Source organism: Cellulosimicrobium sp. MI9406 (assembly GCF_040595865.1).
Classification (GTDB): Bacteria; Actinomycetota; Actinomycetes; order Actinomycetales; family Cellulomonadaceae; genus Cellulosimicrobium; species Cellulosimicrobium funkei.
On record NZ_JALIZI010000001.1, the window covers coordinates 559717 to 572258 of the forward strand.

Here is a 12542-nt window from a genome sequence, read left to right on the forward strand (position 1 = left end):
TGACTGCTCCCTCAACTTCAGACAAAGCGTATGAATCGCCCGGGGATCGGGCTACGGACTAGTGCGTGTGTCGTGCCGGCGGAACGTCGTCGACCCCACCGAGGCTCCAGGGGTTGCAGCGCAGCAGCCGCCAGAGGGCGAGGCCCGTTCCGCGCAGGGCGCCGTGACGACGCACCGCCGTGAGGGCGTACTGGGAGCAGGACGGGTAGTACTTGCACGTGGGCCCGGTCATCGGGGAGATCACCGACTGGTAGGCCCTGATCATGCCGATCAGCGTGAGGGCGGGGACCCGGCGCAGCAGGTCGACGACCCGGCGGACGATGCCGCGCTCGTCGGTCCCCGGCTCCTCGGGCGAGGACGGCGCAGGGACGCGCGGCGGGTGGGTCGTCGTCATCGACGCTCGCCCGCTCGCTCGTCGAGCCGACGGGTCGCACGCACGAGACCGCTGTCGAGGTCGGCGCTGAGCTCCTCGAAGGAAGCGAGCGCCGCTCCGGGAAGCGCGCGGACGACGGCGCGCCCGTGCGCGGGCAGCACGGAGAGGCGCGACGCCGTGGCGGCACGCAGTCGGCGCTTCACGAGGTTGCGGTGCACCGCGTTCCCCACTGCCTTGGAGACGACGAAGCCGACCTGCGGCTGAGCAGCGCCCTCGGGATCCTCCGAGAGGTGCACGACCACGGTCGACCTACCAGCACGCACGCCGCGGCGCACCGCCCGCTCGAAATCGACGGAACGGCGCAGTCGGTGCGCCGCGGGGAGCACGTGCGATCAGGCAGAGAGCTCGGTGCGGCCCTTGCGGCGGCGGGCAGCCAGGATGGCGCGGCCGGCGCGGGTCCGCATGCGCAGCCGGAAGCCGTGGGTCTTCGCCCGGCGCCGGTTGTTCGGCTGGAAGGTCCGCTTGCTCACGAGGTACTCCAAGAACGTCGGGGAGGTACACCGTCTATGTCCTCGACGATGCAGTGACAGGCTCCGGTTGGCTCCTGCCGGTGGTTCGGGTCGTGCGCCGGACGGTTCCCCGCCCGGTCACCGCTCAGGCGCGCGGACCGGATGGCCATTGCTGGGGGCACCGGGTCCTCGCAGGCAGCTCCTGACGTGGAGGCCTCGCGTCGAGTTTCCTCCACGCGGGCGCGCCAAGAACACCTGGAACGGCTGTCTGACGTTACGCTGCGCGACCCCTCCGGGTCAAACCACGACGGGTGAACTCCGCCGCGTGCGACGATGGCGCGGCGTCGTCCCGGATCCCGGCATCCTGCCGGTGAGAGCATCCTCACCCTACAACCCACAGCCTGTGGACAACTATGTGGATGAGGGGTTCCCATGGCACGATCGACCCCAGCATCACCCCATCCGTGACCTTCTCCTCGTCGGCGCACCCCCGCCCGGCCCGTCAGCGTGCTCGACGACGGCCGGAGCTCTGCCCGGCGCACGCTGTCGACCCCCGTGAGGAACTGCCCGTGGCCAACCCAGACGAGAACATCGCCGACGTCTGGGCGCAGACCCTGAGCATCCTCGAGGCGAGCCCGGACATCACCCCGCGGCAGATCGCGTTCATCCGGCTGGCCAAGCCGCTCGCGATCCTGGACGACACCGTCTTCATCGCGGTCCCCCACGAGCAGACCCGCACGTACCTCGAGACGCGCGTCCGCGACGAGCTGGTGACCGCGATGTCCTCCTGCCTCGGGCGCGACGTCCGGTTCGGCATCACCGTCGACCCGGAGCTCAGCTCCGACCCCGTCCTCGCGCCCGCGTCGCGGCCGGCGGTGGAGCGCCCCTACATCGAGCCCGACGACGTGCTCCTCCCGGACCTGCCGGCACCTCCCCCGCCGCGTCCCCAGGCCGAGCCGAGCCGGTTGAACCCCAAGTACGTCTTCGAGACGTTCGTCATCGGCTCCTCGAACCGGTTCGCGCACGCGGCCGCGGTCGCGGTCGCCGAGGCACCCGCCAAGGCCTACAACCCGCTGTTCATCTACGGGGACTCCGGGCTCGGCAAGACGCACCTCCTGCACGCGATCGGGCACTACGCCCACAACCTGTACCCCAACGTGCGCGTGCGCTACGTGAACTCGGAGGAGTTCACGAACGACTTCATCAACTCCATCGGCGAGGGCAAGGCCGGGGCGTTCCAGCGGCGCTACCGCGACGTCGACGTCCTCCTCATCGACGACATCCAGTTCCTGCAGGGCAAGGAGCAGACGATGGAGGAGTTCTTCCACACCTTCAACGCGCTGCACAACGCCAACAAGCAGGTCGTCATCACGTCCGACCTGCCCCCCAAGCAGCTCAACGGGTTCGAGGACCGCCTGCGCTCCCGGTTCGAGTGGGGCCTCATCACCGACGTCCAGCCGCCGGACCTCGAGACGCGCATCGCGATCCTCCGCAAGAAGGCGTCGAGCGAACGCCTCGCCGCTCCGGACGACGTGCTGTCCTACATCGGGTCGCGCATCTCGACGAACATCCGGGAGCTCGAGGGCGCGCTGATCCGTGTCACCGCGTTCGCGAACCTCAACCGCCAGCAGGTCGACCTCCCGCTCGCGGAGATCGTGCTGAAGGACCTCATCACCGACGAGGACAGCGCGGAGATCACCCCCGCCGCGATCATCGCGCAGACGGCGGCGTACTTCGGGCTGACGATCGACGACCTCTGCGGCAGCTCGCGATCGCGCGTCCTCGTCACCGCTCGCCAGATCGCGATGTACCTGTGCCGCGAGCTCACCGACCTGTCGCTCCCAAAGATCGGGCAGCAGTTCGGCGGCCGCGACCACACGACGGTCATGCACGCGAACCGCAAGATCACCGAGCAGATGGCCGAGCGCCGCTCCACGTACAACCAGGTCACTGAGCTCACGAGCCGGATCAAGCAGCAGCACCGCGGCTGAGGCGGCGCGGCCGTGCCCGGACGGTGCTGCTCTGGCACACACGTCGCGGTCGGGCGTCGCGGCCGGGCTCTCTCGCGTCGCACCGCACGCCCCCGGTGGCACTCCTCGGCCTGCGTCGAGCTCGGACGATCCACGTCCATCTCGTTCCAGGCCTCCGCCCCGGAGATTCTCGCCATCCCCCCGCGGAGCGGGTCCGAGATCACCGAGATCCCTCCGCGACCAGGCCGATCTTCTTGCGGCTGTCGAGCCTCGTCGCGACGCGACGCCCGTCCGACGACCCCGGACGGACCGGACGCGCCCCTCCCCGAGCGACGTGTCAACGGGGTCGTCCACCGCCGCTGGACGGTCTCACCAGCTCGTCGCGGACCCCGAAGACCCTTCCTCACCGGTCTCGCGTGCTGTCCACAGGGTTGCCCACTGCGGTGCCATATTCTGTGGATATCGGCTCCAAGCGCCCACGCGACTCCCCGGCCACGGTCGTGAACGACACTCGTACACAGCATGTGGGTGGAGTTGTCCACAGTCATCCACAGGACTCCTGTGGGAATTCACATCCGCGGAATGCAGACGACGACGGTGGACCACAGGGTCGCGTGTGTCGCGACAAATCCTGACAACATCATGGTTTTCCCCCCGAACCCTGTGGACGAAGACCTTCGTACACACCCTGTGGACGGCTCACCCAGACCGGGTCTGTGCACAGTTCTGTGGACAGCTGTGGACGAAGGCCCTCTCGGTGTGGACGGGGCACCCTCGATCGGTGGACGACGTGTGGGGACAGATTGGCCGCCCACAGGCGCCGCGACTTTCCCACACTGGGCTCACCGGTTCGTCCACACGCATTTGTGCCCTCTGACCTGGGCGGACACCGGTTTTCCACGAGATCCACAACCCCTATGACGACGACGAAAGTGTTCTCAGAGGGGAAATTCCACACGCCTTCATCAGGCTCCGGCGGCCGACGGTGCGACCTGTGCTCCACGAGCCTGCTCCCGATCCTCGTCGAGCCGCGGCGAGCGCGCGACGTCGGCGGAGACCGCCGTCGGGCCTCAGTCCCCAGGCCCGCCGTTCCAGTTCCTCCCACCCGCCTCCTCGCGTAGGGTTCATGCACGACACGTGTGCGCGGACCTACGACCCGGCACCTCGTGTCCACAGCGGCAGACCTGCCCGGTGGACGAGCGAGGACGAGCGGCCCCGACGGCGAGCCCGGCGTCGCGGCGAAGCAGGGCGGCACATGTGAAGATCGGGTCCGACCGAGACGTGGGGACGAGAGGGTGTGGGATGAAGTTCCGGGTTGAGCGTGATGTCCTGGCCGACGCGGTGACCTGGACGGCGCGAACCCTGCCGACCCGCCCGCCCGCGCCCGTCCTCGCCGGGGTCCGGCTCGAGGCCGACGCGTCGGGGACCATCGGGCTGTCGAGCTTCGACTACGAGGTCTCGGCCCGCTCAGAGATCCCCGCCGAGGTCAGCGAGCCCGGCACGGTCCTCGTCTCCGGCCGACTGCTCGCCGAGATCTCCCGGGCGCTGCCCGCGAAGCCCGTGGACGTCGTCCTGGAGGGCAACAAGGTCACGGTGACGTGCGGCGCGAGCCGGTTCACGCTCCTCACCATGCCGGTGGACGAGTACCCGGCGCTGCCCGCGATGCCCGAGCTCTCCGGCACCGTCTCGGGCGACGAGCTGACGAACGCCGTCGCGCAGGTCACGGTGGCGGCGAGCCGCGACGACACGCTCCCCCTCCTCACGGGCGTGCGCGTCGAGATCGAGGGCGAGAAGATCACGCTCCTCGCGACGGACCGGTACCGCCTCGCCCTGCGCGAGCTCACCTGGACGCCCGTGACCCCGAGCTACTCCGCCGTCGCCCTCGTGCGCGCGCGCACCCTCAACGACGTGGCAAAGTCCCTCGGCGGCTCGGGCCTCGTCAACATCGGGCTCAACACGGGCGCCGGCGTGGACCTCATCGGCTTCGAGGCCGGGGGCCGTCACACGACGTCGCAGCTCGTCGACGGCGACTACCCCGCCGTGCGCCGGCTCTTCCCGGACGAGACGCCCATCCACGCCGTCGTCCCCACCGCCCCGCTCATCGACGCCGCCAAGCGCGTGTCCCTGGTCGCCGAGCGCAACACGCCGATCCGTCTGTCGTTCACGGACGGGCAGGTCGTCCTGGACGCCGGGCAGGGCGACGACGCGCAGGCGTCCGAGGCGCTGGAGGCGGTGCTCGTCGGCGAGGACATCTCGGTGGCGTTCAACCCGCAGTTCCTGCTCGACGGCCTGGGCGCGCTCGGCACCGACTTCGTGCGCCTGAGCTTCACGCACCCGAACAAGCCGGTCGAGTTCACGGGTCAGGACTCCCTGGACGGCGAGGACTCGTCCCACTACCGCTACCTGCTGGTGCCGATCCGCTTCGCCGGCTGACCCCGACGGAGCCGGACGGCTCGCACCGCACCACCGCACCCGGAGGACTCGTATGGTCACGCGCATCGGCCTCGTCGGCCTCGGCAAGATGGGCAACAACATGCGGGCGCGCGTCCGCGCCGCCGGCATCGAGGTCGTCGGCTACGACCCTCGTCCGGAGGTGTCCGACGTCGCGACGCTCGCCGACCTCGTCGCGGCGCTGCCCGACGACGGCCCGCGCATCGTGTGGGTCATGGTCCCGGCGGGCGACGCGACCCGCGGCGTGGTCACCGAGCTCGGCGGCCTGCTCGGCGAGGGCGACTTCGTCATCGAGGGCGGGAACTCCTACTACGCCGAGGACCAGGCGCGGGCCGCGGAGCTGGCCGAGAAGGGCGTCGGCTACCTCGACGTCGGCGTCTCGGGCGGCGTCTGGGGCCTCGAGAACGGCTACGGGCTCATGGTCGGCGGGGACCGGACGTACGTCGATGCGGCCATGCCGGTCTTCGACGCGCTGCGTCCCGACGGCCCGCGCGAGGAGGGCTTCGTCCACGCGGGCGAGGTCGGTGCCGGGCACTTCGCGAAGATGGTCCACAACGGCATCGAGTACGGGCTCATGCAGGCGTACGCCGAGGGCTACGAGCTCCTCGCCGCGAAGAGCGAGCTCGTCAAGGACGTGCACGGCACGATGAAGGCGTGGACCCGTGGCACGGTCGTGCGCTCGTGGCTCCTCGACCTCTTCGTCAAGGCGCTCGAGGAGGACCCCCAGCTCGCCGCGATCGACGACTGGGTCGACGACTCCGGCGAGGGCCGCTGGACGGTCGACGAGGCGATCGACAACGCCGTCCCGCTGCCGGTCATCTCCGCCGCCCTCTTCGCGCGCTTCGCCTCGCGCCAGGAGCAGTCGCCCGCGCTCAAGGCCGTCGCCGCGCTGCGCCAGCAGTTCGGCGGGCACGCGGTCAAGGCGGCCGGTCCGGCCTCCCCGGGAGCCGGGCCGCTCGAACCCCCGGCCTGACCGGTCCCCTCCGACCTCCTCGACCTTCGCCGCACCGATGTACGTCTCGCACCTCTCCCTCGTCGACTTCCGCTCGTACGAGTCCGTCGACGTCGAGCTCGTCCCGGGCGTGAACGCGCTCGTCGGGCAGAACGGGCAGGGCAAGACGAACCTCGTCGAGGCGATCGGGTACGTCGCGACGCTCGCGAGCCACCGCGTCGCGGGCGACGCCGCGCTCGTCCGTGCGGGGGCCACGCGTGCCGTCGTGCGCACGCGCGTCGTGCGGGGCGACCGGGCGAGCACCGTGGAGCTCGAGATCGCGTCGGGGCGGGCCAACCGGGCGCGGATCAACCGGTCCCCGGCCCAGCGGCCGCGCGACGTGCTCGGCATCGTCCGGACCGTGCTCTTCGCGCCGGAGGACCTTGCGCTCGTCAAGGGCGACCCGGACGGACGGCGCCGCTTCCTCGACCAGCTCGCGGTGCTCCTGGTGCCGCGCGTGGCGGCGCTCCTCGCGGACTACGACCGGGTGCTGCGCCAGCGCGGCGCGCTGCTCAAGTCGACGACGGCGCTGCGCGGCCGCGGCCGGCGGAGGCCGTCCGCCGTCGAGCCGCCGCCCGACGACGACGCCCCCGAGACCGCGGCCTCGCCGCTCGCGACGCTCGAGGTGTGGGACGCGCGTCTCGCGAGCCTCGGCGCGGAGATCACGGCGCTGCGCCTGCAGCTCGTCGCCGCGCTCACGCCCTACGTCGCGGAGGCGTACGAGCAGGTCAGCGCGGGGCAGGGCGAGGCGCGCATCGCGTACCGCTCGTCCGTGGACGAGGCGCTCGACGCGGACGACGGTCGGGTGGGGCCGCCCGCGGCGGGTGACGCCGCGGACCCGGGCGACGCGCCGGCGTCGGGCATCCCCGACGTGGCGGCGCTCGAGAGGCGCATGCTGGAGGCCATGGAGGCCGTGCGCGCGAAGGAGGTCGACCGCGGGGTGAACCTCGTCGGTCCCCACCGCGACGACCTCGTCCTCACCCTGGGCGGCCTCCCCGCGAAGGGCTACGCGAGCCACGGCGAGTCGTGGTCGTTCGCGCTCGCGCTGCGGCTCGCGTCGTACCGGCTGCTGCGCGACGGCGCCCCTGCGGGCCTCGACTCGCTCCTGTGGGCCGACCAGTGGGGGCCCGACGGCGAGCCGATCCTCGTGCTCGACGACGTGTTCGCCGAGCTCGACGTCCGGCGGCGCGAGCGGCTCGCCGAGCTCGTGGCCGACGCGGGCCAGGTGATCATCACCGCGGCCGTGCCCGACGACGTCCCGAGCCGGCTCGACGGCGCGCGGTTCGCCGTGCACGACGGGACGGTGCACCGTGTCGAGGACTGAGCCCGCGGACCGGGACCCGGCGGACCGCCAGGACGACGACGCGCGCCCCGGCACGGCCGACGACCTCCCGGAGCGACGCGCCACGGGGCTGCCCGTCGGCCACGTCGTGGAGCTGACCCCGCCGGCGGAGGTGGCGCGACAGGCCCTGAACCGCGCCAAGGCGGCGGCGCGCGCGAAAGGGCTGCGGCCCGGGCAGGAGCCTCGCCGACGCATCCTCGCGGACCCGCCGACGTCGGGCGCGCGCCCGGGCGGCCGCGACCCGCAGCTCCTGGGCGACGTCGTCGCGCGCCTGCTGCGCGAGCGGGACTGGGTCGCGGACGTGTCGGTGGGGGGCGTCGTCGGGCGGTGGCGCGAGGTCGTGGGCGACCAGGTCGCCGACCACTGCGAGCCCGAGACGTTCGAGGACAAGGTGCTCGTCGTGCGGGCCGACTCGACGGCGTGGGCGACGCAGGTGCGGCTCCTCACGCCGCAGCTGCTCGAGCGGCTCGCGCGCGAGGTGGGCGAGGGGGTCGTCGAGACGGTGACCGTGCTCGGGCCGGCGGGTCCGAGCTTCCGCCGGGGGAAGAAGTCCGTCCGGGGGCCGGGTCCCCGCGACACCTGGGGCTGAGGGGGTCCGGACCGACGACGAGGCCCGCCGTGCAGGGGGCACGGCGGGCCTCGCGGGTGGTGACCGGGGCGTTGGTCACCACGTCAGGGGGGTCAGGCCTGGGCTCGGCGGCGCAGCCAGAGCACCAGGGCCCCGCCGCCGACGAGCAGCGCGGCGAACGCGGCCGCGCCGGCGACCGTCGCACCGGTCGTGGCGAGCGCGGGGCCGGTCGGCTCCTCGGGTCCGGCGACGTCCTCGACGGCCACGGGAGCGACGGGCGGGTTCGCGCACGCGCTCGTCGCCGGCGGGTACTCGACCACGGTCGAGTACGACGGGTTGACCTCGAACAGCACCTCGGCGCCGTCGCGCGTCCAGGCGTAGTTGCCGTCGGTCTCCGTGTACGAGCCGTCCTCGTTCCGGACGAACCCGGGCCACTGCCTCGGCTCCTCGGCGGACGCGCCCGGCCACAGGAGAGTCCCGCTGAGCGGCTGGTCCGTCACGACGTAGTCCTCGCCGCCGTTCGGGTGCAGGAAGGTGATCGTCAGCGGGGTCTCCGAGTCGACCGTCACGCCCTCGGGCAGCCCGATCTCGTAGCCGAGGTACGGGACGTCGCCCTGGCAGACGGCGCCGATCTCGCCGGGCACGAGCGCGCACGCCTCGTCGGACGGCAGGAGGTCCTCGAGCGGGAAGAGCGCGAACCGGCCGTCCTCGGTCACGAGGTAACCCAGCTCCTCGGTCTGGGGGGAGAAGGTCGCCGCGGCGTCCTTCGGCTCGGCGACGACGCCCTCGTCCGTGAGGGTGTACCGGACGTCCTCCGACTCGGCGGGGAGGTTCTGCTCCGTGAGCTCGGTGCCGCAGACCTCGACGGCGGTCGGCACGGCCGGCGTGACGAGGACGTCGACCTCCTCCTGGACCGGCTGGGCGGGCGCACCGGGCCTCGGGGTGTCGCACGCGCCCTCGGGGAGGAGATCGGCGAGGTCCTGGTGGTCCCACGCGACGAGCGTGCCCTCGGGGAACTCCCCGAGGTGCTTGCCGTCGGGCGAGTAGCGGATGTCCGTCGGGAGGTCGTCGAGACCGCCGGGCAGGTCCACGAGGTCCTGCTGGACGGCCCAGGCGGTGCACAGCCCGGCCGTGTCGACGTCCGGCTGGATCGCCCGGGCAACCTCGCGCACGTCCTCCAGGTCGAGGGGCTGCACGACCCAGGCCTTGTCCCACGGCTTCTCCGGCAGGGGGACCTCGGTGCTCGTGACGAGCTTCTGCGGGCCGGAGTTCTCCCAGGCCGCCGGCTGCGCGGGGTCGATCTTGGGGTAGACGTAGACGCCGACCTGGACCGGGGCGTCGGGCGTCTCGCAGGCCCGGGTGGAGCCGGACTGCTCGTAGTCGTACTGCGACCCGTCGGACGCGTCGACGGAGACGGTCCAGGTGTGGTCCTGCGTGGGGTCGAGGTCGTACGACCGCGTGAGCTGGCGCTGGAAGGTCGTGGACTCGACCTCCTTCCCGTCCACGGTGACGGTGAGCTCGTTGCTCTTCTTCGAGTAGGCCCAGAGCTTCACCGAGAGCGTCGTGCAGTCGGCGGTGACGTCGGGCGTGTGAGCGGAGGCGGGTGCCGCGGTGGCCACGAGCAGGCCGCCGAGCGCGAGCGCTGTCGCCGCGGCGCTCGCGAGGAGTCTCTTCACTGAGTGGGGTCCCTTCGGGGTCGAGCCGCCCGCGTGGTACCGCTGCTGCGCGGACGACGCGCGAATCAGGATGGTGTGTGGTATTAGACCACTTTCCGCGTGAAACACCGATTCCCGACTTGTCGGCCGCGGTAGCGCTCCCACCTGGAGCGCAGGACGGTTGCTGCGGGCACTTTTTCGACGACCGTGGACGGTCGCCCGAGCCTCGTGCGCAGAGCCTGTGGACAACCGTGTGGAGAACTTCCGCCGGGACGGCGCGGATCGCGTCGCGAATGTCCTGCGAGATGTCCTCAGGACGGCCGAGATCCGCGGAATTCGGCTCGTGGCGGGTAGACTGGGGAGGTCATTCCGGGTCTTGTCACCACCCGCCCGCGCAACCCGTCCGCGGTGCCTCCACCGGCCGTCCGCGGCCGGTCGGACGCTCCTCGCACGGAGCAGGCGCAGGCGGCGGTGCGGGCCCGGAACCTTTGAGCAGCGGCGGCCGGTCCGGCACGGACACGGCGGTCGCGCGCACGACGACGAGGAGCAGTCCTGCCCGTGGCAGAGCACACCGACACCGCCATCCCCGACCCGACGGCGTCCGCGGAGGCGGCACCCTCGGCGGGCGGCGGCTACGACGCGAGCAACATCACCGTCCTCGAGGGCCTCGAGGCGGTCCGCAAGCGTCCGGGCATGTACATCGGCTCCACCGGTGAGCGCGGTCTCCACCACCTTGTGTACGAGATTGTGGATAACTCTGTGGACGAGGCCCTCGCCGGGCACGCGGACACGATCGACGTGACGCTCCTGGCCGACGGCGGCGTGCGCGTCGTCGACAACGGCCGTGGCATCCCCGTGGCGATCCACCCGACCGAGGGCAAGCCGACGCTCGAGGTCGTCATGACGATCCTCCACGCCGGGGGCAAGTTCGGCGGCGGCGGGTACGCCGTCTCCGGCGGTCTGCACGGCGTGGGCATGTCGGTCGTCAACGCGCTCTCGACGCGCATGGTGTCCGAGGTCCGGCGCGACGGGTACGCGTGGCGGCAGGAGTTCACCGAGGGCGGGAAGCCGGTCGCGCCGGTCGAGCGGCTCGAGCCGTCGCAGGAGACGGGCACGACGCAGACCTTCTGGGCCGACCCGGAGATCTTCGAGACGACCGACTACGACTTCGAGACCCTGCGGGCGCGCTTCCAGCAGATGGCGTTCCTCAACAAGGGGCTGCGCATCACGCTGACGGACGAGCGTCCGGCCCACCTCGACACCGGCGACGAGGTGACGGGCGGGGACGACGCGGCGGCGGACGCCGACGGCGTCTCGGAGGCCGACGGCACCGCGGCGGCCGGCTCGTCCCCCGCGCGCACCGTGACCTACAAGTACGACGGCGGCCTCGTCGACTACGTGAAGCACCTCAACACGGCGAAGAAGGTCGAGCTCGTCCACCCCGACGTCATCGACTTCGAGTCGGAGGACACGGAGAAGCGCATCTCGGTCGAGATCGCGATGCAGTGGACGAGCGCGTACTCGGAGTCCGTCCACACCTACGCGAACACGATCTCCACGACGGAGGGCGGCACGCACGAGGAGGGCTTCCGTGCGGCGATGACCTCGCTGGTCAACCGCTACGCGCGCGACAAGGGCATCCTCAAGGAGAAGGACGAGAACCTCACGGGCGACGACATCCGCGAGGGCCTGACGGCGGTCATCTCGGTGAAGCTCGGCGAGCCGCAGTTCGAGGGCCAGACGAAGACGAAGCTGGGCAACACCGAGGCCAAGACCTTCGTGCAGCGCGTCGTGCACGAGCAGCTCACCGACTGGTTCGACGCGCACCCGAACGAGGGTCGCGACGTCATCCGCAAGGCGATCCAGGCGTCGCAGGCGCGTCTCGCCGCCCGCAAGGCGCGCGAGGCCACCCGCCGCAAGGGCCTGCTCGAGTCCGGCGGCATGCCGGGCAAGCTGCGCGACTGCCAGTCGAACCGCGCGGAGGAGTGCGAGATCTTCATCGTCGAGGGTGACTCCGCGGGCGGCTCGGCCGTGCGCGGGCGCAACCCCCGCACGCAGGCGATCCTGCCGATCCGCGGGAAGATCCTCAACGTCGAGCGCGCGCGCCTCGACCGGGCCCTGTCCAACCAGGAGGTCCAGTCGATCATCACGGCGTTCGGCACCGGCATCGGCGAGGACTTCGACCTCACGAAGCTCCGGTACCACAAGATCGTCCTCATGGCCGACGCCGACGTCGACGGCCAGCACATCGCGACGCTCCTGCTCACGCTGCTGTTCCGGTACATGCGCCCGCTCATCGAGAACGGGCACGTCTACCTCGCGCAGCCGCCGCTCTACCGGCTCAAGTGGTCGAACGCCCCGCACGACTACGTGTACTCCGACAAGGAGCGCGACGCGTTCCTCGCCGCCGGGCAGGCCGCCGGCAAGCGGATCCCCAAGGAGAACGGGATCCAGCGCTACAAGGGTCTGGGCGAGATGGACTACTCGGAGCTGTGGGACACGACCATGGACCCCGAGCACCGCACCCTCAACCAGGTGACCCTCGACGACGCCGCGGCGGCCGACGAGATCTTCTCCGTCCTCATGGGCGAGGACGTCGAGTCCCGCCGGAGCTTCATCCAGCGCAACGCGAAGGACGTGCGGTTCCTTGACATCTGAGCCGCTCCTCGCGGAGCCGGGGGGC

Annotated in this window: 10 protein-coding genes; 6 read left to right on the forward strand and 4 right to left on the reverse strand. The window is 71.6% G+C overall.

Annotated features, from left to right (window positions below):
* Nucleotides 1–58 precede the first annotated feature (58 nt).
* The 3 genes from yidD to rpmH are packed head-to-tail and all read right to left on the reverse strand — an operon-like array spanning nucleotide 59 to nucleotide 903.
* Entirely contained in the window at nucleotides 59–394 is a 336-nt protein-coding gene (gene yidD / locus MT994_RS02465) for a membrane protein insertion efficiency factor YidD (protein WP_021479903.1), read from the reverse strand.
* Entirely contained in the window at nucleotides 391–759 is a 369-nt protein-coding gene (gene rnpA, locus MT994_RS02470; RefSeq protein WP_031315171.1) for a ribonuclease P protein component, read from the reverse strand. Before rnpA ends, yidD begins: the two co-directional genes overlap by 4 nt.
* A 6-nt stretch (nucleotides 760–765) precedes the next feature.
* Complete coding sequence (gene rpmH / locus MT994_RS02475) at nucleotides 766–903, reverse strand: 50S ribosomal protein L34 (RefSeq protein ID WP_034225701.1); 138 nt, start codon at nucleotides 901–903, stop codon at nucleotides 766–768.
* Nucleotides 904–1451: 548 nt separating this feature from the next.
* On the opposite strand from rpmH, the gene dnaA reads away from it, so the two are divergent.
* The 5 genes from dnaA to MT994_RS02500 all read left to right on the forward strand — a co-directional run bounded on the left by dnaA (nucleotide 1452) and on the right by MT994_RS02500 (nucleotide 8225).
* Nucleotides 1452–2873, forward strand: coding sequence for a chromosomal replication initiator protein DnaA (gene dnaA / locus MT994_RS02480; protein WP_043651559.1), 1422 nt, complete (start codon nucleotides 1452–1454; stop codon nucleotides 2871–2873).
* Between the two features lie 1281 nt (nucleotides 2874–4154).
* Nucleotides 4155–5285, forward strand: coding sequence for a DNA polymerase III subunit beta (dnaN, locus tag MT994_RS02485; protein ID WP_034651929.1), 1131 nt, complete (start codon nucleotides 4155–4157; stop codon nucleotides 5283–5285).
* A 52-nt stretch (nucleotides 5286–5337) separates the two neighbouring features.
* Nucleotides 5338–6276, forward strand: coding sequence for a phosphogluconate dehydrogenase (NAD(+)-dependent, decarboxylating) (gene gnd, locus MT994_RS02490; RefSeq protein ID WP_354804986.1), 939 nt, complete (start codon nucleotides 5338–5340; stop codon nucleotides 6274–6276).
* A 37-nt stretch (nucleotides 6277–6313) separates the two neighbouring features.
* Nucleotides 6314–7618, forward strand: a complete 1305-nt coding sequence (recF, locus tag MT994_RS02495) for a DNA replication/repair protein RecF (RefSeq protein WP_354804988.1) — start codon at nucleotides 6314–6316, stop codon at nucleotides 7616–7618.
* Entirely contained in the window at nucleotides 7605–8225 is a 621-nt protein-coding gene (locus tag MT994_RS02500; protein ID WP_233139917.1) for a DciA family protein, read from the forward strand. The genes recF and MT994_RS02500 overlap by 14 nt, the downstream gene beginning before the upstream one ends.
* Nucleotides 8226–8317: 92 nt before the next feature.
* On the opposite strand, the gene MT994_RS02505 is transcribed toward MT994_RS02500, so the two are convergent.
* Complete coding sequence (locus MT994_RS02505; protein WP_354804989.1) at nucleotides 8318–9880, reverse strand: hypothetical protein; 1563 nt, start codon at nucleotides 9878–9880, stop codon at nucleotides 8318–8320.
* Between the two features lie 561 nt (nucleotides 9881–10441).
* Here MT994_RS02505 and gyrB point away from each other — a divergent pair.
* Nucleotides 10442–12517: a DNA topoisomerase (ATP-hydrolyzing) subunit B gene (gene gyrB, locus MT994_RS02510; protein ID WP_031315400.1), complete on the forward strand. Its 2076-nt coding sequence runs from the start codon at nucleotides 10442–10444 to the stop codon at nucleotides 12515–12517.
* Nucleotides 12518–12542: the final 25 nt, after the last annotated feature.